The 21,013-nt window shown below is 41.6% G+C and carries 20 protein-coding genes; 6 read left to right on the plus strand and 14 right to left on the minus strand.

What is annotated here, in order from left to right; translation table 11 throughout:
• Window positions 1-116: 116 nt before the first annotated feature.
• The gene (locus tag EHS13_RS35135; protein WP_155704865.1) at window positions 117-1,349 is read left to right on the plus strand and encodes a glycoside hydrolase family 5 protein; all 1,233 of its coding nucleotides are present in this window, start codon (window positions 117-119) and stop codon (window positions 1,347-1,349) included.
• Window positions 1,350-1,462: 113 nt separating this feature from the next.
• On the opposite strand, the gene EHS13_RS35140 is transcribed toward EHS13_RS35135, so the two are convergent.
• Window positions 1,463-2,167 (minus strand): PIG-L deacetylase family protein, encoded by a 705-nt coding sequence (locus EHS13_RS35140; protein ID WP_155704866.1) that lies wholly within the window; start codon window positions 2,165-2,167, stop codon window positions 1,463-1,465.
• A 218-nt stretch (window positions 2,168-2,385) separates the two neighbouring features.
• Here EHS13_RS35140 and EHS13_RS35145 point away from each other — a divergent pair, with 218 nt between their 5' ends.
• The gene (locus EHS13_RS35145; protein WP_155704867.1) at window positions 2,386-2,637 is read left to right on the plus strand and encodes a hypothetical protein; all 252 of its coding nucleotides are present in this window, start codon (window positions 2,386-2,388) and stop codon (window positions 2,635-2,637) included.
• A 3-nt stretch (window positions 2,638-2,640) separates the two neighbouring features.
• A complete protein-coding gene (locus EHS13_RS35150; RefSeq protein ID WP_155704868.1) occupies window positions 2,641-4,023 on the plus strand; it encodes an SGNH/GDSL hydrolase family protein in 1,383 nt (460 codons plus the stop codon).
• Window positions 4,024-4,748: 725 nt separating this feature from the next.
• On the opposite strand, the gene EHS13_RS35155 is transcribed toward EHS13_RS35150, so the two are convergent.
• The 10 genes from EHS13_RS35155 to EHS13_RS35200 all read right to left on the minus strand — a co-directional run bounded on the left by EHS13_RS35155 (window position 4,749) and on the right by EHS13_RS35200 (window position 14,048).
• Entirely contained in the window at window positions 4,749-5,267 is a 519-nt protein-coding gene (locus tag EHS13_RS35155) for a hypothetical protein (RefSeq protein ID WP_155704869.1), read from the minus strand.
• A gap of 68 nt (window positions 5,268-5,335) precedes the next feature.
• A complete protein-coding gene (locus EHS13_RS35160; protein ID WP_155704870.1) occupies window positions 5,336-6,736 on the minus strand; it encodes a HAMP domain-containing sensor histidine kinase in 1,401 nt (466 codons plus the stop codon).
• Complete coding sequence (locus EHS13_RS35165; RefSeq protein ID WP_155704871.1) at window positions 6,736-7,461, minus strand: response regulator transcription factor; 726 nt, start codon at window positions 7,459-7,461, stop codon at window positions 6,736-6,738. The genes EHS13_RS35160 and EHS13_RS35165 overlap by 1 nt, the downstream gene beginning before the upstream one ends.
• Entirely contained in the window at window positions 7,458-7,997 is a 540-nt protein-coding gene (locus EHS13_RS35170; protein ID WP_227013711.1) for a PadR family transcriptional regulator, read from the minus strand. Before EHS13_RS35170 ends, EHS13_RS35165 begins: the two co-directional genes overlap by 4 nt.
• Window positions 7,946-8,164 (minus strand): FtsX-like permease family protein, encoded by a 219-nt coding sequence (locus EHS13_RS37695; protein WP_405083539.1) that lies wholly within the window; start codon window positions 8,162-8,164, stop codon window positions 7,946-7,948. The genes EHS13_RS35170 and EHS13_RS37695 overlap by 52 nt, the downstream gene beginning before the upstream one ends.
• A 142-nt stretch (window positions 8,165-8,306) precedes the next feature.
• Window positions 8,307-8,702, minus strand: coding sequence for a D-ribose pyranase (gene rbsD, locus EHS13_RS35180; protein ID WP_155704873.1), 396 nt, complete (start codon window positions 8,700-8,702; stop codon window positions 8,307-8,309).
• 28 nt (window positions 8,703-8,730) lie between these two features.
• Window positions 8,731-10,836: a DUF6259 domain-containing protein gene (locus tag EHS13_RS35185; protein WP_155704874.1), complete on the minus strand. Its 2,106-nt coding sequence runs from the start codon at window positions 10,834-10,836 to the stop codon at window positions 8,731-8,733.
• A gap of 40 nt (window positions 10,837-10,876) precedes the next feature.
• Window positions 10,877-11,710 carry a carbohydrate ABC transporter permease gene (locus tag EHS13_RS35190; protein WP_155704875.1) on the minus strand — a complete coding sequence of 278 codons (834 nt, stop codon included), beginning with the start codon at window positions 11,708-11,710 and terminating at the stop codon, window positions 10,877-10,879.
• A gap of 16 nt (window positions 11,711-11,726) precedes the next feature.
• A complete protein-coding gene (locus EHS13_RS35195) occupies window positions 11,727-12,608 on the minus strand; it encodes a carbohydrate ABC transporter permease (RefSeq protein WP_155704876.1) in 882 nt (293 codons plus the stop codon).
• Window positions 12,609-12,692: 84 nt separating this feature from the next.
• A complete protein-coding gene (locus EHS13_RS35200) occupies window positions 12,693-14,048 on the minus strand; it encodes an ABC transporter substrate-binding protein (protein ID WP_155704877.1) in 1,356 nt (451 codons plus the stop codon).
• A gap of 190 nt (window positions 14,049-14,238) precedes the next feature.
• Here EHS13_RS35200 and EHS13_RS35205 point away from each other — a divergent pair, with 190 nt between their 5' ends.
• Window positions 14,239-15,120 (plus strand): AraC family transcriptional regulator, encoded by an 882-nt coding sequence (locus tag EHS13_RS35205; protein ID WP_155704878.1) that lies wholly within the window; start codon window positions 14,239-14,241, stop codon window positions 15,118-15,120.
• Window positions 15,121-15,251: 131 nt separating this feature from the next.
• Window positions 15,252-17,534, plus strand: a complete 2,283-nt coding sequence (locus EHS13_RS35210; protein WP_155704879.1) for a CBM35 domain-containing protein — start codon at window positions 15,252-15,254, stop codon at window positions 17,532-17,534.
• 80 nt (window positions 17,535-17,614) lie between these two features.
• Here the strand turns inward: EHS13_RS35210 and EHS13_RS35215 are convergent, their stop codons facing one another.
• Together EHS13_RS35215 and EHS13_RS35220 are read right to left on the minus strand one after the other, a co-directional pair.
• The gene (locus EHS13_RS35215) at window positions 17,615-17,902 is read right to left on the minus strand and encodes an alpha/beta-type small acid-soluble spore protein (protein ID WP_155704880.1); all 288 of its coding nucleotides are present in this window, start codon (window positions 17,900-17,902) and stop codon (window positions 17,615-17,617) included.
• Window positions 17,903-17,944: 42 nt separating this feature from the next.
• Window positions 17,945-18,127, minus strand: coding sequence for a helix-turn-helix transcriptional regulator (locus EHS13_RS35220; protein ID WP_227013712.1), 183 nt, complete (start codon window positions 18,125-18,127; stop codon window positions 17,945-17,947).
• Between the two features lie 286 nt (window positions 18,128-18,413).
• On the opposite strand from EHS13_RS35220, the gene EHS13_RS35225 reads away from it, so the two are divergent.
• On the plus strand, window positions 18,414-20,081 hold the full coding sequence (locus EHS13_RS35225; protein WP_155704882.1) for a histidine kinase N-terminal 7TM domain-containing diguanylate cyclase: 1,668 nt from the start codon (window positions 18,414-18,416) through the stop codon (window positions 20,079-20,081).
• 117 nt (window positions 20,082-20,198) lie between these two features.
• On the opposite strand, the gene EHS13_RS35230 is transcribed toward EHS13_RS35225, so the two are convergent.
• The gene (locus tag EHS13_RS35230) at window positions 20,199-20,936 is read right to left on the minus strand and encodes an S-layer homology domain-containing protein (RefSeq protein ID WP_155704883.1); all 738 of its coding nucleotides are present in this window, start codon (window positions 20,934-20,936) and stop codon (window positions 20,199-20,201) included.
• Window positions 20,937-21,013 lie beyond the last annotated feature (77 nt).

The following is a 21,013-nucleotide window of genomic DNA, read 5'->3' on the forward strand; positions in this document are numbered from 1 at the left end:
TATTATAATGAGTTTATGGATGATATTCAATCATTGACTTGCATATATATCCCAAATATAATAACAAGTGAAAGTAATATGATATTAAATAGACTATAAACGAAAGTAGGATGTATATGCTGGATGAGTTTCAAATCTTTCCTTGGGTATCTCCCCCTAGCTATGAAACAAACGACTTTAGGTATCTCCAAATGAAAGCAGCGGGCTTTAATTATACAAGCTGGCCAATAGATGAGGGTGCTCTTAACAAGGAGTCCAATTTAAAACTCTTGAATCTCTGCGAGAAGCATGGATTGAAGACTTATCTGGCTGACGACAGAATCTATGAAGCTGTCCATTCGGATAATTGGAAAGCATTAATAGATGAGGTTGTGGAAGATTATAAAGGTTACCCTGCTTTATACGCCTACGATATTAAAGATGAGCCAGGTGCCGATGATTTCTCCAGAATTTCAGAGATTGTGAGCTACTTAAAGATAATTGACCCCACTCGTCATGCTTATATTAATTTATTTCCTAACTATGCAAGTCCGAACCAGCTGAATACAGCCACCTACGAGGAGTATGTCGATCGTTTTATCCAAGAAGTAAAGCCGTTTGTAATCAGCTACGATCATTATCACTTTTTTAAACCTGCTGAGATCACATCGGAAACGGAGATTAAGGATGAGAGACAGAGGTTAATTTATGAAGCTTCTATTCGGCGTCAGAATAGACCTGGCTATTTCGAGAACATAGAGCTGATTAGACAGAAATCACTGCAATACGATCTTCCTTTTATATTCATAGCGCTACTGGTAACACATGGCCCATATAGGGATCTTACGGAAGCCGAGCTGCGTTGGGAGGCATTTCAAGCCCTTGCTTATGGTGCAAAATCGATTTGTTGGTTCACCTATTGGAATCCACCACCTGATTCAGTGTGGAATTTCCGCAATGCTGTTATCGATGATGGCGTTGAAACCGAGCATTACCAAGAAATGAAGCGTATTAATCCTCAATTAAAGCTTCTTGGGGACAAGCTTTTTGATAAAAAAACACTGAAAGTGTATCATGTTGGCGAGGAACGCGAGTCCAGCAAGGTGAACTTTTTCCAAGCGGATGAACTTATAAAGGTTGCATCCGGAGGCAATTATACACTTGGATACTTTACGGAAAACTATATTTTAATTGCCAACAAAGACTTTAAAGCGCCTACTGAGGTTATTTTGGAGCTGACAGGCTCGCAACATGTCTATCAATTCGATAAAAACACTGGAGCAGAGACAGAAATAGAACTGAAGGATAACAAATATATTTTACAGCTATCTCCTGGGGATGCTGAGTTAATTCGTATTGGCAGTGTGTAAAAATAATATAGGCTGGGACACCCCTAACAAGGTGTTTCCCAGCCTTTTTTTGTGTCTGTATACCTGAAACCTCAGGAATAGCTTGGTTTCATCGGAAATCCTCCTGTAAAAAATTAAGGAAGCAATTTAAAATTCGGCATATATCCATGAATTCGGAAAGCTCTAAAGCCCTCAGCATAAACAAACCCAGCTTGCAGTCCTCTAAATTTATCCGTGATTTCCACGATGCTTAACAGCCCATGAGTTTGATAGACATCCATCCAGGCAAACTGGCTTTTATGCAATTTTAAGGCTTCCAACTTCTGATCAAAGACATCGGTAATGTCCACATACACTTCAGGTGTAAAGCCTATGCCCACGGCCGTACCGTAATAGAATAGCGAAGGATTCTTAGCAATAGGCGGTTCATCTGCTGGAATAAGCTTACCTGGAATAGACAGCATGACCTCGCTGACAATTTTCCCTGTAACCGCATGATCGGTGCTGGCATCCTCAGGATAATTGGCAAGAATAACATCCGGATTCGCCCAACGAATAGCGTTGATTACAGCTCGTCTTGTTTCAGGAGTGTCCTGCAAGCCCTGATCATCAAATCTCATAAATCTGACTTCAGCTCCGAATATCTTAGCTGCCTCCAGCTGCTCTAATTCCCGCGCCGCACCGATTTCCTCTCTGCTGTTATACTCGTTGGAACCAATATTCCCGCTTGTAGTCAGGGCAATAAAGATATTGTGCCCTTGTTGTTTGTACTGCAATAAAGTTCCTCCACAAAACACCTCTATATCATCTGGATGCGCACCAATCGCTAATATGTTCATAGTAGATCATCTCTCTCTCATTGATTTTTATGATTATATTACCTTAAACAAAATCATTTGTGAAGGTAGAGCGGTCAAAGAAAACACCGGCTCCCCCTCTAAATCACCCGCTAATTATTACCAAAATATGCCAGCGTTCGCAAATATAGCATACATCCTTTATACTGAAAAATAATTATCTTTCTTATGTTAAAACGTACAATGGAGGAATACTAAAAATGAATAATAACTATACGGGACTTTCCATTTCAGCTACCTCCCCGCCCTCGATGGAGGTTGTTGTTCAGCCTGGTGAGCTGGTTTTTTCAGGTAAGAAAATTGAAGTTAAGGAAGCATCTAAAGTGAAATTGCGGATTGCCGGGCAGAAGCAGTTTACTCAGCATGTCTATCCTATTCGCGGGGAAGGAACGACTTCACCTAGCTTTTGGAATGGGGAGGAAATGCGCGGCAGTGGCGGTGTACCCTATTAACGAATGGTTCCAGACAGCCTATACGTATATTCCAAAAACCGTGAAATTCAATATATTCCCGATCAAGATTATGTTTATGACTTCTATTGGGGAACGATTAAACGGCATCCTCTAGGGAAAATTGCCCCCGGAGAAGAGCTCAGCTTGGATTATTCCGTCTGGCTATGCCGCTACGATGCGCTTGTTTTGCATGAGGATGGAACGATTTGTGTAGTTGAAGGAGACAGCGAAGCACCTGAATCGAGGGAGCTGTTGCTTCCTGAGCCTCCAGCTGTTAGAGAGGGCTTTGTGCTTGCCCATATCTTTACAGGCTGGGGGCAGGATTGTATTTATGGAGGAAATAGCCGTGTATTGGGTGGGGCGGTTGATGCTCCAGTCTTGCTCCATGGTCGTTATGAAGATATGGTACGACGGACTTATTATGTTGAGATTGCCCAAGACCTTGACGATGGCATGAACTATGTAAAGCTCGCTGCAACTGGAGAAGACTACGGAACTAATAAGATTATCACGAATTCGACGTTGCGTTGGACAGAGCCTAAACCCTTTGAATTTGGCCAGAAGCTGCCGTTATTGGTGAAAACCGCTTATGAGAGTGAAGTAGATTGGGGCTTAGAGCTGGAAATTGAGCAGCCTAGCGGTGAAGACGAGACTACTACCATTCGGTATGAGATTGAGGCCATTCCGGAAATGATTTTCGATATGAGGCATTTGCTAGCAGGCTCAAATCCTATAGATCGCATCCCGCTTGAGCAGTTAGAGCATCTTACCGGCTTTAAGCATTCCCTAAGTTCAGCAAAAACGGCGCGGATTGCTTTTTTTGGCGAAAGCACCACACGTTCAGGTTTATGGACTTATCAGCTGATGCGCTGTTTAAGATCAAAATATCCCGATACTCGCCTATATTCATCCAATGTTGCTATTGGCGGAGAAGGGACTAATCGCGGCATTCACCGGTTGGAGAATGAAGTGCTTAATGTTCAGCCAAATTTAATAATACTTGAATATCTGATCAATGATGCTTGCTCCGGCGATCCTGAAATCACAGAAAAGAATATAAGAACCATTCTAGAGCGAATTAAGGATTCCGGCTCCGCGTGTTTGGTTGTCACCAACAACGGCGTGAACCCTCATTTCACTCCACTTGGAGCTAAGCGAAACTTCCGCTTGTATCATGAGCTCTATCGCCGTTTGGCTGCGGAATACAAGGTAGCTTTTGTCGGAGGATACGCATATTTCGACCAACTCCACCTTTATGGCAAATACTTCATTACAGAGCTGAAAGGCAATATGGTCAACCATCCTTACGGGAATGTTGATATCACTTGGGGTGCGTTTGATCGTGTCTTGAGTGATGCTATTCTTAAGGCGATATTGCAGGAATAGCAACATGTTTGTCCCTGTTGTAGAGCTGATTTTCAGCTTTACAGCGCAGGTCAAAGGCTGAACAAAGCGAATAAAGCGGTTTTACCGCTCTACAGCGCAGGTCAAAGACAAATCAGAGCGAATAAAGCGGTTTTACCGCTTTACAGCGCAGGTCAAAGGCGAATCAGAGCGAATAAAGCGGTTTTACCGCTTTACAGCGCAGGTCAAAGACAAATCAGAGCGAATAAAGCGGTTTTACCGCTTTACAGCGCAGGTCAAAGACAAATCAGAGCGAATAAAGCGGTTTTACCGCTTTACAGCGCAGGTCAAAGACAAATCAGAGCGAATAAAGCGGTTTTACCGCTTTACAGCGCAGGTCAAAGGCGAATCAGAGCGAGTAAAGCGGATTTACCGCTCTACAGCGCAGGTCAAAGGCGAATCAGAGCGAGTAAAGCGGTTTTACCGCTCTACAGCTTGATCCAGTGCTCTTTTTTCTGCTGTAGAGCTGATTTTCAGCTTTACAGTTTGTTCCAGCGCTCTTTTTACTGTTGTAGAGCTGATTTTCAGTTCTACAGCTTGATCCAGCGCTCTTTTTTCTACTGTAGAGCTGATTTTCAGCTCTACAGCTTATTCCAGCGTTCTTTTCGCTGCTGTAGAGCTGATTTTCAGCTTTACAGCAGATCTCAAAAGACTTAACAAAAGCAGCCTCGCTTAACAAGGCTGCTTACTTCAAAAACAATTAATCCTTAAGCATTACTGCCATTCAGCAAAGTTTGTAAGCTTTGCTGCAAAGCTAAGACTGTGTTTTTCTCCTGGATGATCTGCTGCTTCAAACTAATAATTTGCTCCAGATCCGCTAACCCTGAACTAACATTACCGGCTGCTTTCGCCGTTTTCACCTGAACCCAGAGTGCCTGCTTTTGCGAACGCTGCGTTTCAATCGAAGTCTGCTGCGCCTTGATTTGTTGAGCTAAATTAGCAAGGGTTACCTTTAAAGCTGTCTTTTCTTGCTTAGTTAAGGTCTTTTTCGCAGCCTTATTCGAAGCTTGCAGCGTTTTAATTTGTACTGCTAAAGCCTTTTGCTCCGTTCTCAGCGAAACCAACTGTGCCTTAAGCGACGCCGTTTGGTCTTTCCATACCTGGTGCTGTTCCTTTTTAGCAGCTTTTTCCGCGGTTGTACCAGTCGTTGCCGCGAATGCCGAGGGAACCACCGATAGCGATAGGGCAAGCGCCATGACAGCCACTGCCATCTTCTTTTTCAACATGTAATCTACCTCCAATAGGCTTATTTACTTACAAGTTAAGCATATCGTTTAATTGTATCAAAAGTTTGTCATGCGAGAACCAAAGGCAGCTCAACTTCAAATTCCGTACCTTTTCCTACTTCTGATTTTGCGATAATCGTTCCTCCGTGAGCATTAACAATATGACGAGATATGGTCAGCCCAAGTCCCGATCCTCTAGTCGAACGGCTAGATTCCACCTTGTATAATCTTTCAAATAAATGTGCCATGTGCTCCGCAGCTATGCCTTGTCCATTATCTTGAACAATAATTCTTGCTTTATAAGAGTGACTTTGCAGGCTGACATTCACCCTGATTCCACTCTTGTTATGATCGAGCGAATTGCCAATTAAATTAATCAACACCTGCTTGATCCGTAACGAATCCCCATTTATATAAATGGGTCTATTTTGATCCATATGCATATTCAAATATATCCCCAGCTGCTCAGCTTTAGGCTGAAATTGGACTACGGTCTGCTCCACAAGCTCGGTCAAATCCACCCTGTTAAAATCAAATTTTACCTGATGCTCCTCAAAAGCAGATAGCTCGTGAAGATTATCGATTAAGCTCCCGAGACGCTTCGATTCCTCAAGTGAAAGTGTGATAAATTCATTCAGCTCTGAAGCTGTAAGAATCCCATCGGAAACAGCCTGTAATGTTGCTCTTATTGTCGTCAATGGCGTGCGTAATTCATGGGTGATTTCCATTATCAACTGTCGTCTTTGATCCTCAATCCGCTCCATTCGCTCTGCCATAATATTAAAAGCTGAACCTAGCTGCGCTACCTCGTCATCACCTTTCACCTTTACTCTACGACTAAAATCCCCAGCTGCTACAGATGAAGCAGCCGCATTCATTTCCTGGATCGGTTTCACAAATCGGCGTGCTGCAACCCACAATAACAGCATCAATGGTCCTACACAAGCTAGTGCTACCAACCAAATTTTCTTGCGAATTGGCCCTGAAAGCAGCTTAACATCAGCCACCGGAGAATAAATGAATCCCGAGGCGACAACTTTATCTCCCACCCGCAAAGGGAATCCGACAACGAGCATTTTTTCATTATCTTGTTTTCGGAATGTAGAGATTTTTTCGACGGAATTGCCTTCATTTACAGAGGTAACCCAGCTTCTCACATCCGGACGCACACCAATATCCAAAAGCTCTTTTTTAAGAAAGTTAACTTTTTTTCCAATAATGCTGATGTTGACATCGTTATCCTTCTCTATTCTTTTTAACCCTGTACGGAATTCCGCTAAAGATAGATTACCCTGCTCATATTCCTCAAAAGATTGCTCGGCAGATTGTGCATGACTTTTTAATTGATCCAATCCTTGCTTGTAAAAGTCGCGCTGCACTAACCAAGTAATACTAAGGATAAGAATAAGAATTATACAAAATGTGATGGCAATAGAAGCAACAGCCCATTTGCGAAAAATAGAGTTCATTAAGATGAGATCACCTCGAATTTATAACCTATTCCCCAAACGGTTGTCAGCTGCCAACCCACTCCGACACCTAATTTGCGCCGAATACGTTGGATGTATAAATCCACAACCCGATCCTCACCATTAAAATCCCAGCCCCAAATTTGAGAGATCAGTTCTTCACGAGTGAATACCTTTCCCGGACGACGAACCAAAAAAGCAAGTAGCTCATACTCCCGCCGCGCTATTGAAATAGGTAATCTATTTACTGTTACTGAGAACCCATCTATATGTAAGGACAAATTCCCAATCGTTAGCTCATCTTCATACTCCTGCGACTTATCTTCAGTTGTTTTTCTTTCCGATCTGCGCAGCACCGAATCAATTCTTGCTAACAGCTCATTGGGATCAAAAGGCTTGACTAAATAATCATCCGCTCCCAAACGAAGGCCCTCAATTCGCTCATGGACCTGACCGCGCGCGGTTAACATAATAATTGGGGTGTAATTATGAATTTCTCTTAGCTCCCGACATACAGCCCATCCATCTTTAATAGGCAGCATTAAATCAAGCACAGCCAATTCAAAATTCCCCGTTTTAATTTGCTCCAACGCGGCTTGTCCATCAAAAACTTCCGCAACCTCATATCCGTTTTTTGTTAAATACAATTTAATAATTTTAACAATGGAAGGATCATCATCGACAATTAAAATTCGCTTTTTGATAGATCTCGCCTCCTTGCTTATTTCTCACTATCAATAATCTCTAACCATTTGAGATCTGCTTCCAAATGAAGCAAAGAACCTTCGATCATGAGAAGCATATTGCGGTTTTTCTGTTCATATAATTGGCGGCGCAGCTTAGTAAGTGCCATAATATTTTGCATGATGAGTCCTCTTTGTCGGGTGATCATTTCTTGCTCGTCCACAAAGTTCATTTTTCGAGCACAGAGCACCTTAAAATAAAACTCATCCTGAAACATCGAACGTTCCACTGGTTTCAGCAGCCAGCTGCGCAGTTCATCCTCACCTTTTGAGGTAATGGCATACTGTTTGCGATCCGCATCATCCTTGCCCAGAGAATCCACAAGCTCATCCCGAACAAGCCGATCAATGGTTGAATAAATTTGACCCGTATTTAATGGCCATTGCGCTTGCACCATTTCATCAAATTCCTTTTTGATCTCATATCCATAATGTGGACCTTGATTCAAAAGGACAAGAATAGCAGCTAATTCAATTGTGCGCCATGGCGTAATAAAATGCAATTTGAAAGATAACAATTCATTCCTGCTATAGCGAATAAATAAGACAAACCCAGCCCCATAATTATCCCAAACAATATCCCCGAAGTGCCCACAATCAACCCTTCGCCAATAATCATCTTGCGAATCTGCCATCTGGTATTTCCAATCGCCCGCAGCATGGCAAACTCTTTCATTCTATCCATTACATTAACTAAAAGCGTATTAACAATACCGAATGCCGCAATAAGCAAAATACACTTAGTATATAAAACTTAACATTTACCCTTTCATAAACATAAAAAAGTGAAGCCGAGATAATCCTTAGCTTCACTAAAGTTAATTTTATTAATAGGTTACGCCCGAAACCAAGATAATATTAGAGTAAGGTGTAACTTCACCGCTGCGTATACAGGCAATTGCTGTTTTAGATTGTTCCTTGAATTCCGTATGCGGGACAAAGGTTGGATTAATCTCAGGAAATAGAGTCGTGATCTCTTCAAGCCTTTGAGGTGAATAAAGGCCTGTCTCTTCCGCAATAATCACATCTTCCACACATAGCTCAACCAATATTGTCTTAAGTACATCCATAAAAGCAGGCATCCCAGGTGTCAGTGATACATCAATCCGTTTCACGTGGGGTGGAATCGGAAATCCTGCATCACAAATGACTATTTTCTGATAATGTCCCATGCTGGCAATCACTTCAGATATGCTATGGTTAATAATACCTGTCTTTTTCATAGGCTATATCCTCCTATTTTCCTTAATTCTACTTCTCTACCAGAACGATAACAGATCTAGGCTGCACAATAACAATACCTTGGCTTTCTTCGACTTCTTTTTGACCTAATCTATATAATTCGAACGTGGCCTCTTTACCCACAAGTGTAACTAGAGCATCCAATATATCAACAGTTTGATTTGCCAGCACTACGGCTTTTTTACCATTTTGCTTATTGATAAAAACGCTATACAGAAATTCCTGCTCCTGATTTGCTACAACTTTTGCACCTATAGTATCTTGAAAGGTTCCATCCCATAAATAGTCCTTTAGCTTTTTTCTAAGCTGCTGTGCTTGCTGCCCATACTCGACGGTGCGTGGATAATCGCTTAAGCGACCTTTAAAATTGTAGGGCTCATAATTAATAATATATCCATACGCTAGGCATTGATTAACCATTTCCCGATCATCCCAACCCGTTAGGCAAGTGGCCATTTTCATTTCGGGATCCATGTACTTCCAAGCAGCTCGATGATTAGTCTCCCAGCCCGCCCATGAATCATTAGACCTCACATAATTAATCAGATACATTTGGGACAGATGATCGTTGCCGCCCTCTCCAGCCAACAAGAACTGAGGATTGTGCTGCATGCAGGCTTCGTTGAATTCTTCAGCAAGACGTGTAGAGCCCTTAACATTATTCTCTCCATAACGATGGTTATGTGAGGGATCAAAACATAATAAGCGGTCATCACTCGTTAACTCGTCATAAAGCAATCCACTTGAGCCGAGCTCCAGTATTTTTTGCAGCTCCCGTAACGCAAGCTTGCGATAATCAGCCGATAAATGACATAAAGTTGCCCCTGTGCGACGGCTAGCACCACCCAGCTGTTGGGTCATAGTTTGATAAGCATACCCTTGAAAATAAACTGGCTCGCCATACATATCCTTCATGGTGTGCGGTAATATCTCCTCTGTATACTCGGAGGTAGTCCGATCCGCCCATTTAAATTTGCACATTAACAACACTCGTACCCCAAGCTGCTCCATTTCTCGAATAGCCGTTTTTAAATCCTCCTCTGTTCCCAAACGCGGGTCAAAGTCATGGAACGGCACATCTCCATCCTGGCCTCCACGTGCCCAGCCTATCAGCTGAATCGCTCCAACACCACGCTCTTTGGCTTCTCTAGCAATATCTATCAGCTCCAGATAGGAATGCTGGCAGCAGCCCTCCGGAGAGTTAATGTGCAGCGTCATCCAACAATCGATATCTTCTGCCCATTCAGGAAGCGGACCCCGCGCGTGCCAGGTTTGCCGCCAATCCATATAAGGCTTCAATCCCTCATGCCAAGAACCTTCGTACATCCGAATGACCATTGGAGCCAACGTCATGCTCTCACCTGGTTGAATGAACGGAAGGCGAATCGCACTAATCACATAACCCGCCGGGACCCCGTCTATCTCATCCTCTTCGGTTACTCGGCTGTGTTTGCTATCGATATAACCCGGCTTTAGCTCATGAAGAAAGTTGACAATATTCTGTTCTTGATCGTGCTGACCTAGATAAATACCATTCAAACCATTAGTCAACAGAATAAATGGAGTTAATACACTGCTCTCTGGATAAGTCATTAGAAAGCTTGGATGATCCGTTCCCCAGTATCCCAGTTGATTAGGAAATGTGGGACCATGTGCGACCTCGCGAAATCCACCACACATATTAATCGACATCGAGCTAAGATGCGGCTCGCCCTTTTGCTCTCTTAGACCGCCTAGACATGGAGCCCACGCTTCTTCCACAATGTAAGGCGATTGATTATCTATTTCAAGAACAAAATGGATTTGGTCTTTTTCAAGAGTAACAACTAATTGGACCTTTATATCCATAACTCCAGACTTGTCACCTTCAACCTTATCCCATTTCAGCTTCACTTTATTCGGTGCAAGATTCCAGTAAGAGGACAGCTTCTGCCTCTCGCTTAATATCCGATTGTTTCTATGATTAGGAATCGGTACTGTTAAGCGAATACCCATTGCTAGCTTCGGCTGACGAATAACCTGCCAATCGTTTTGTTTATTTAACAATCCGCTAAGTGCTCCCGTTTCAGGGGAAAATTCAACGGCTATATATTCATTCTCTAGACGATAATTCACAGATGCTCAACCTTTCAATTCATAATAAGTTCTCAACACTTTAGCCTTTAAGTGCCCCAGAGGTAAGACCGCTAATAAACTGCTTCTGAAAAACAATAAACATCGCTATAACAGGCAGAGTTGTAATAACAAGCGCTGCAAATAATTTATTAAAATCCATCATGCCCCACATGCCTTTAAAGTTGCTTAAGGCTAAAGTGATCGTACGCAAATGCGGATTATTGATAACGATTAAAGCTAGCGGAAATTCATTCCAAACCGTCATAAATTGTAGAATAATTACAGTCGCTAAACCCGGTCTCGATAAAGGCAGCATAATTTTGTATATAAGCTGCAGCCGATTGGCGCCGTCAATACCTGCGCTTTCTTCCAACTCAAACGGAATGGCTCTTAAAAATGCAGTCATTAGAAAAATCGAAATAGGCAGGCCTATAGCGATATACGGTAAAATTAAGCCCCATAAGGAATCAAGCAAATGCAACATTTTCTCAATTCGATAAAGCGGGATCAGGATAATTTGGATCGGCAGCAGCATGGTCGAAATAAAAAGCGTCAAAATAAGCTTTCGACCTCTAAATTCAATTCTGGCTAGCGCATAAGAAGCGAGATAGCAAAAAATCACAATAAACAGCAGTGTAACCACGGTAACAAATGCCGTATTCCACATCGCATTGCCGATTTTGCCAACCGTCCAAGCTTTCGAAAAATTAGACCATAAAAACTCTTGCGGAACAATACTCCATGGTCTTGCAAACATATCCTTCTGATCCTTCAACGAAACGCCAAGCATCCAGAGCAGCGGATACAATATCGTAAGCGAGAATATGAAAAGCACGAGAATACGCAGCAATTTATATAAGGGATTTGCTTTCAATACGATTCACCTCTCTTTAATCGCGCTGATCTTTTTCCATAATTCTAAGGTGAATAAAAGTTATGACAAGAATGATTAGAAACAGCGCAAATGCGATGGTCGTCCCATAGCCAAAATCATTCGAAGCTCCAAATGTTTGCTTATACATGTAGGTTAGCAGCACGTTTGTCGAATTATAAGGTCCCCCATCGGTCATAACGTAAATGATATCAAAAACGTTGAAAGCTCCCATGGCGGAAATAGTAATATTCAATAAAGTGATGGTTTTTAATTGAGGCAGCGTAATATAAAATAGTTTTTGCCTAGGAGAGGCTCCATCTACCTCTGCAGCTTCATATAAATCCCGCGGAATATTCTGCAGTCCCGCTAAAAAAAGCACCATATGATAGCCCGTCCATCGCCAAATATCGACGATCATTAATGAAAGCAGTGCTGTCTTGGCTTGACCTAGCCACTGAATCGGTACTTTTGTTATGCCTAAATGAGTTAACGCTGCATCAAGCATGCCAAAGCTTGGATTGTAAATCCATTGCCAGAGGATACCTATAGCAACAAATGACATCACCGCCGGCATAAAAAATACTGTTCTAAAGAAGACAACCCCACGAAAAGCCCCATTTAATAAAAGTGCTATTACTAGAGCAAAGAAAACTTTGCCTATGACAGTTCCAAAGGCATAATAAATATTATGTTTTAAAGCCAGATAAAACTCCGCATCCTTCAACAATGCTAAATAATTGTGCAGACCCATGTACTTCATCTCGCCAAAGCCATCCCAATGATGCAAAGAAATCCAAAATTCATAGGCAAAGGGAATCAATACAAAAACAAGAAACAAAAGGAGTGCCGGAAACAATAATATATAAGCGGTCAATGTATTTCTTATTTTTTGGGTCAACTCCACTTACCTCCTATCTGTATAAATAGAGGGGGGGATGCAATCTGCGCATCCCTCCTCCTATCTACTTACGGATGACTTGCTTTACTTAGTGCTGTCAAAATCATAGCCGCCTGCTTTTATTTTATCGTATACCGCTTGGATTTTAGCCATAGCGTCCTTAGCCGAAACCATTTGACCGACAACTGCTTGAATTTCGATTTGGAACTCCTCTGTAATTTCCTTTGGCCAGTACCAGTCTAAGAAAGTTACAGTTACAGGAACATGCTTATCTTTAAGCGCAGCAACTACAGCATTGCCTTTAGTAGGTATGTTCTTGTTGGCAGGAAGCGCCATTCCACTGATATCTACATATTTTTGATGGACGGCATCCGAAGTAAAGTACTCAATTAATTTAACAGCAAGGTCTTTTTTCTCCGGGGCTACCTTGGCATATAAAGCGACACCATCTCCGCCAGCTCCCGTCATTTGTACCTTGGTTCCAGCTTTAACAGTTGGGAACAAGGCTACATCCAGTTTATCGGCGATACCCTTGCTGAAGCCATCCAATTCCCAGCTGCCGCCATAGAACATAGCCGCTTTCTCGGCAATGAACAACGCACGGGCTGCATCCATATTGGTTCCATTCACACCATCTTGGAGAATTTTGTCTTTGCCAAACTTCCCAAGCTCCTCCATCGCTTCAACAAAATCAGGATCTGTAAACTTGGCTTTACCCTGCAGAGCTGCAAAAGTACGATTAACAGAATCATTTCCAGAAGCTTGAGCGAAGGTTTCAAAATACCACATTGGCCACATGAACTTATCTCCACCGCCAAAGGCAATGGGAGCAATTCCGTTTTTATTGAACTCTTTGGATACAGCAGTCAGCTCATCAAAGGTAGTCGGCACCTTTAGATTATATTTTTCGAATAGCGATTTATTGTAATATAAGGCGCTTGTCGTTGCTCCGCTCCAAGGCAATGCATATAGCTTGCCCCCATAAGTATAAGTATCTAATGCACTTTGATTAAAACGATCCGCAGGTGCTTTAATCTCATTCGTCAAATCAGCTATTAAGCCTTTAGAGTAAAAGGTGCGGATGAATTGCCCATTTGTAAAAAGCACATCCATGGGTTCATTTCCTTGAGCTGAAATCGTAAATTTTTGCAAGAAGTCACTGGACTTGATCGATACAATTTGTAAATTCACATTGTTTTCCTTTTTGAAATCGCCAAACAGCTGGTCGGCTTTCGCCTCATCGCCAAATACATTCTGATCATCTTGTGCATAAACAATTAAAGTTTGCTTCTTGCCGCTATCTGGGGCTTTCGTTGATGTTGCGTCCGGATTTGCCGCATCTGATGCTTCGTCTTTATTCCCGCTGCCGCAGGCAGTTAACACCATAAGACACATAACTATCAATAAAACCAATCCGTTGCGCTTAGCTGATTTAAACATTGATTGACCCTCCAGTAAATCTGTTTTTAAGCGCTTTCATCTCGCTTATATCTTAATCTTACTCGGTAAATCCGATTATGAAAATTAACTATATTGCCAACAAATCACAGGTATCCTGTTATTTTCATTTAACACCTTAAATCTATTGCTGTTTCTATTAGGTTGAATTAGTATAGATAATGGGGTGAATATGATGGCTAATATTAGTTTTACCGAATTCAAGCACGCGATTTTTTATTTAAAGAAACCTCCTATACTGATTGGTTGCGGGCAAATCCAAGATGAACCCCATCTTTATTTTCCATCGCATAAGCATGATAATTATAGTGAGGTCATCTTTATTACAGAAGGCGAAGGCGAATTCATCGTTAATAACCAACGGTATCATGTACAAAAGGGCGATATCGCTATTTTTAATAAAGGCGTCAATCATGAAGAGTTTTCAAATCCGGCTAATCCCTTGCAAACTTATTATTGCATGATTGGAAACATCAGCATTGATGGTTTAAAAGAAGGCGACTTAATCCCCAGAACCATACCGCCTATTCTATCAAACAACGAGTACTCCTACAAAGTCGAATATTATCTATCTGAAATTTTCAACGAATGCAAGCATGAAGCCATCGGCTATCAAACCGTTTGCCATAATTTGTTGACCTCTTTAATTATTCTGATACTGAGAATTCTTAACCATCTTCATCAGCTGCATACCCTTAATAAAACGTATTCCATAGGACAAATCATCATGGAATACATCAATGAGAACTATATGAAGGAAGTAACACTTAAAGAAATTGCCAAAACCTTTCATTTGAGCCAGCATTATATCTCTCATTTATTTAAGAATGAAACGGGCGACTCTCCAATTAATTATTTAATTACCCGCCGAATTGACGAAGCTAAAAAGCTGCTGCTTTCCTCGAATAAGACCATATCAGAAATTGCGAAGCTTGTGGGCTATGAAAATGCGAACTATTTTAATGAAATTTTTCGAAAAACGACCCAAACCTCCCCTAGTGTCTATCGTAAAACAATCAAAGAAAGCATTATTAAATTCGATACCTTTGATTGAAACGAATGACAGGATAGTGTAGTTAAGTGAACAGCTTATTGGATTATCAACCATGTAAATCAATGGTATGATCTTTAAAGTCGACAGCTGTAAGCGCTATCAAAACTAGATGAATATAGGAGGAATATATTATGACACCAGCAAGATATGGAAGCCGCATTTTCTTCACAGCTTTATTATTGTTCATTCTCCAATTTGTAATACAGACCCCTGATCAAGCACAAGCAGCAGGCAGTCCCATTACCATGGCTGGCTTTGGACAAACGGTCGTTCCTGGAGGAAATGAAGGAGATACCTGGGATTCAACCTGGCGAGCCAACGGCACCACCTTCTTACAAAATAATGATGGTTATGGCTGGGGTGGCAGCAACACCTCCCAACACGATCGCATCTCGCAATTTAACGGATCACCTGACACACCTTCAACCATATCGGGCTCGAATATCAGCTCTTTTCTTGGCAGCACTTATTCCACCAGCATTTATGAGGTTGATGGCGCTTTATACCATATCATTTGTTATAGCAGCCAGGTTCCTGGGAATTGGGTATTCCGCAATCCGAGCTTGCTGAAATCAACGGATGGCGGAGCAACCTGGATTAATATTAGCGGTCAAACCAACACCTTGCCCGGCGATAATGCTGCTTCCAGCACCTTCCCTAGCGGCTGGGGCGAGGTTAATTTTGTTAAATATGGTCAGGGTGGTGCAGCTCCTAATATAGATAATGCTCAGACCTATGTATATTTAACAAATCCAGATGAGGCCAATGATCATTTATATTTAGCCCGCATCTTAAGATCCGATTTATCAGCATGGACAACCACTTTCGATAAAACCAAGATTCAGTATTATGCAGGCGGTGCTGGAGCTACTTGGTCTTCAAGCGCGGCAAGTGCAGTATCAATCTACGACGGCAAGAACTCACCTACGGCTATGGTTTACAACTACGGATTGGATCGCTATGTTATGACATCGTTCAAAAGTGATAGCTGGTTGAGCCCACCCATAGATAGCACGATTCGTATGCACGAAGCTCCCAACCCTTGGGGACCGTGGACAACCATTCTTGAAGAAAATGGAAATAATAAGAATGGCGACAACCTCACATGGGCTTATCTTATGCAGAGCTTCACCAGCAATGGCGGCAAGAAAATGTGGGCAACCACATCAGGGAGAAGTCCATATGGGCTGCAGCTGCTGCCCGTATATTTCACAACGAATCCCGTTCAATCCTTTGAAGCTGAAACCTCATCTGCTTTAACTGGCGTAACTACTTCAACCAGTGTAGCGGGCTATACGGGAAGCGGATATGTTACAGGCTTTGATAGTGTAGGCGATAAAGCTGAATTTACTGTGAATGCGGCAACTGCTGGCTCACATATTCTCAAGATACGCTACAATACGAGTGCTTATCAGAGTATTAGTTTTTATGTAAATGGTGTTAAATTAGATACATTAAAGCTGGGGAAATCCCAGCAGGTCTATGCTACTTGGACAGAGCTTACGATGTTTGCTTGGCTTACAGCGGGTAATAATACAATAACCTATAAGTACGATTCGGGAAACAGCGGTAATGTTAATCTGGATAAATTGTCATTGGCACTCTATTCCACTACCCCTGGCTTGCTGCCTGGACCTTATCCGGGATCTCCTACTACGACGGATGATGGTGATGCGGGGATTACTTACTCCGGTACTTGGGGCAGCATTCCATCGGGAGGTTATTATAACGGCTCCGTGCATTATTCGAATGCATCCGGAAATTATGCTCAATATGGATTTACAGGCACAAGCGTTAAATGGATGGGCGCGAAGAATAACGATCATGGAAAAGCTGACATTTATATGGATGGTGTCCTCGATGCAACCATCGATACGTACTCGGCAACCTTCGATAAGCAGCAGATTCTTTATACGAAAACAGGTTTAAGCAGTGGCTCCCACACCATTAAAATTCAGCTGCGGAGCGATAAGAATGCGGCTTCCAGCGGTTATTACACAGATGTGGATGCATTCATTACTGTTCCAGGAGCTACTGCGACAACGTTAGATGATAACAATGCTGGAATCACTTATTCCGGAGCTTGGAGTACTACAACTACAGCTGGATACTATAACAGCACCTTGCATTATGCCAATACTTCTGGAGCTTATGCCCAATACACCTTTACTGGAACAGGAATTCAATGGATTGGGGCAAGGAGCAACGATCATGGAAAAGTAGACATTTATATCGATGGTGTCTTTAATTCAACCTTAGATACTTATTCTTCTACCTTTGATAAGCAGCAAACGCTTTTCTCAATTGCAGGTTTAGCTAGCGGCTCACATACGATTAAAATACAGCTGCGCAGTGACAAAAACGCTTCCTCCAGCAACTACTATACGGATGTAGATGCTTTTATCGTAAGCTAAGGTTAAAAAAACAACACATAAAAGCGCTCACTAGCAGCAATAGCTAGGGTGCGCTTTTATACTACGTAGATGTGAACTCACTATCTCGATTGGCCGGCTAATTGCTCTTTAGCTATCTTTATCATTTCACGTACCATGGTTCCGCCGATTCTCCCGCCGACCTGCCCTGCACTTTTAGTCGAAAGATGACCATTATCCCCTGTATTATTCAAGGGAATTCCCATTCTCTTGGCCACTTCATATTTAACATCGTCTGGCCTCAGAGGATTTACTGAATAGCCCTCGCGCTGCATAACCGCCACTTTAAAAGCATCTAAACCTTGCTGAGCTCCAGGTACTAAAAGTCGTCTGCTGCTTCTTCTACTCATAGAAACACCCCTTTTAGTTAGTATGAAACAGGGCTTGATATTCTATGCATCCTTCGAGTAATGATAGTCGCGATACTTCTGAGGCGTGCTGCCAACCATTTTTTTAAACAGATAGGTAAAATAGGCTGAGGTCTGAATACCCACCTGATCTGCAACCTCATATACCTTGATATTCGGGTTAATTCTCTTACAAACGATACTATATAACAACGATTGGATTTTCATCGTTTTGATTGGAGAAAAGGATAAATTCATTGAACCTATAATAATCGCTATTTTTCAGCATTTTATATAGACAGACTGCGTAAAGACGTTATACTTAATATAGTTCTAATTTGCTAGATGGGAACATTATTATAAATGATTTAACGAAGCCCGAAAACTAAACGTAACTATGATAATAGCTGCGAACCAATAGCTTTCACAATATTATATTTAGGTGGTTAATGGGTAACAATTATGCCCGTTAACCGTATAAAAGGACCACTAACAATGAAGAAGGTGTAAAGCAATGGGCCTTTTAGTATGGTTTGATTTACTGTTGTTCTTTCTTTTGTTTGCTTTATTTGTATACATAATGGCTTCTGTTACTATTACCAACCTACATAAAATCTATCTAATCTTTCATTTTTCGATGATGGTGTGGCCTTTTTGCCAGTTTGCTATTCAAACAACAGATAAGCCTCAGTTTCAATTATTTTACGTTAAGCTTGCTTTTGTTGATACGGCTTTAATATCTGCTGGATGGCTTGTTTTCACGATTTTTTTAATCGGGCATTCTTCATTTCTCCGCCGAAAGATAGCTTTATTGCTTTTCAGTCCAGCCCTATTACTTCCATTAGGTGCAATATTCAATCCAAACGGTTTGTTCGTCCTTCCAGTGAATGGGGGTTACTACGAGCGATCCTATGGTATCCTTTTCTGGATTAACTTTATTATCTTGATTAGCTACATTATCGCATCCCTTTATATTATGTTTCGCACAGTAAAATCAACCAAATCACTTCGGATCAAAAACCAAATTAAACATGTGCTACAAGGTATTTTAGTGTTGTTTATATTCATAATACTGGACATAATACTCAATGTGATCTTGGCCCAATATCTGCCCATCATTCCTGGATTAACCTCACTAGGCATTTTGATATCTGCTGTTTTCTTTGTCATTGCCATTCATCGTGATAAAGTATTTGATATTGTCACCATCGCTCATCAAGATATTATTGATACTTTGGCACTAGGGATTCTGGTCCTTAATGAGGATGAAACGGTTGTTGAGATTAATCAGTCGCTGCTTCCCCATATCAGCTTACAAATAGGTGACCATTTTGAAATTGAGGCTTATTTGCCTCATGTAGAAATTGTTAGTAATACCGATTCATTCCTAGATACCTACCGAAATCATCCTGGGAAGAAAGCAGAAATCGAATTGGTTTACACAACTAATGAAAGACGTCATGTCATTATACAAGCAGCACCCATCATGGTTAGCGGCACCCGAGTTGGACGCATTGTTACTATTCAGAATATAAGCGAGCTTCGCCGCCTCATTGATGAAACAAAACTTCAGAATGAAATCCTGCAAGAACGCAATCAATCGTTAATTTTGATCCAAGAGGAGCTTTTCCAGACGAACCAGAAACTCGAACAAATGGCGTTAACCGACAGCATGACGGGTTGTTATAATCGGCATTACCTAACGCAGCAGCTAGAGCATGAAGTGATGATGAATATAAGGTACCAAATCCCTTTTGCGATCTTTCTATTGGATATAGATTTTTTTAAATTAGTTAATGACAATTACGGACATTTGGTTGGCGATGAAGTCATATGCAGCACGGTAGATGCGATTAAAGAGACCTTGCGGAGAACGGACATTCTAGCCCGTTATGGCGGAGAAGAGTTTATGATTTACTTACCGCATACGACTCCGCTGCAAGCAAGCTTCTTGGCTGAACGAGTCAAATCTGCTGTTGAAAAAAACAAAATAATGGCTGAAAATGTAGCCCATTCTTTATCCATTACAATCAGTATGGGAATCGTATCGATTGAATCTTTTGAAATGGAGAATTTAGAAACGCCAAAAACCTATTTAAACGAATTGTTTGAATCTGTAGACAAGGCCTTATACCAAGCTAAAAATGAAGGACGCAACCGCATCGTTAGTATCGTTCGTTAAGATTACAATAGCATTACGGCAAAAAAATAGGCGAACGCTTCGCGGTTAATCCCGGGAAGCGTTCGCCTATAAAATTGTGTATCCGCAACTCAACTAATTATCTATTAAGTAAGATATTTATTTGGTTCCTGGAATGATTGGATCTGTACTGCCTGGTACTCTCTTGCCACTTGGTGCTGCTGGCTCTGGACTTACTGTTGGACCAGGGTGTGCCTTGATATACTCAATTGCATTAAAGATCTGTACAGCCGCTTCAGCACGGGAAATTTCTGCTTTTGGATGGAAGTTCCCTTTGTCATCTAGCTCGACAACATTATAAGCAAGCGCGCGTTGGATCGATCCGTCGTAGTCAACGGTAAGATCAGCATTATCTGCAATTTCAACAGGAACCAGCTTAATCATTGGAAGATTGCTGTGCGATTCGATGGTGCTAATAAGCTGGTGAGTGAATTCTTCACGAGTCCATTTCTTGTTTGGATCTAGATCTGCTGGCAACACAAGTCCATTAACTGAAGCTGTAATTAAAGCATTCGCATACCAAGCTTTGTCATTTGCATTCTTGAAATAATCGGTTGCTTTCGGCTCTTTAAGAAAACGGACAAGATCCAAATTTAGATCAAGCGCATTAACAATTAGTTGAACACCTTGTGCTGCTGTGATAGTAACATTCGGGGCAAACAAGTCATTAGTAATACCATGAACCAAACCTTGTTCCTGCAAGGAAATAATTTTATCCTTAGCTGTTACATTGTTTAAATCTGAGAAGGGTTGGCTAGCTGCAAAGCTTTGAGCTCCAAATGATAATGTAAGAGCTGTAACTGCCGTAAGTGTGATCATTTTAAATTTCGTTTTCATAGCCTTCACCTCGTTGAGTTTTTGTTTTGTGCTTTTCATATCCTTAAACGGGCTTGGTTATAAAAAGGTTGCAGCTA

The sequence above is a fragment of the Paenibacillus psychroresistens genome (assembly GCF_009728935.1).
GTDB lineage: Bacteria > Bacillota > Bacilli > Paenibacillales > NBRC-103111 > Paenibacillus_AC > Paenibacillus_AC psychroresistens.